The sequence below is a fragment of the Pseudomonas sp. F01002 genome, assembly GCF_004402115.1.
In the GTDB taxonomy this organism is placed as follows: Bacteria; Pseudomonadota; Gammaproteobacteria; order Pseudomonadales; family Pseudomonadaceae; genus Aquipseudomonas; species Aquipseudomonas frigoris.
In genome coordinates this window covers 1-355 of the sequence record NZ_SOPU01000048.1, presented here as the reverse complement: position 1 = coordinate 355, position 355 = coordinate 1, and the positions used below count along the sequence as shown (strand labels likewise).

The window sequence follows — 355 nt, the reverse complement described above, 5'->3', positions numbered from 1 at the left end:
CGGATCGTGCCTTCGGTGGCATATACAGTGGCCCCTGGGAACCGCTCGAGGATCTGTTCAGTGCCGAACCAGTGATCGCCATGTCCGTGGGTCACGTAGATGTATTTCAAGTGCTTACCGGATTGCGCAACCCAGTCGCTGACCTTTTGCGTTTGCTCACGGCTCATTGGCGGATCGATCAGCACAGCGTCGGTTTTCCCGAAGATCAGGGTTGAGGTGATCGGCGATGAAACGATGCGATCACCATTGGGTAGGCGTTTATCGCTCGCCCTAGTTACCCCGTCAGTAACGAGTACTTCATAGGACAATGCCGAAGGGTGGGACATATCGTTCTCTCCTGTACTTTTCGCTGCTG

General features: G+C 54.6%; 1 protein-coding gene. It reads right to left on the bottom strand.

Annotation, left to right across the window (positions count from 1 at the left end; genetic code table 11):
- Nucleotides 1–326 (bottom strand): MBL fold metallo-hydrolase (locus E3W21_RS28740; protein ID WP_134423030.1); only part of this gene is annotated, 326 nt, incomplete at its 3' end.
- Between the last annotated feature and the right edge of the window lie 29 nt (nt 327–355).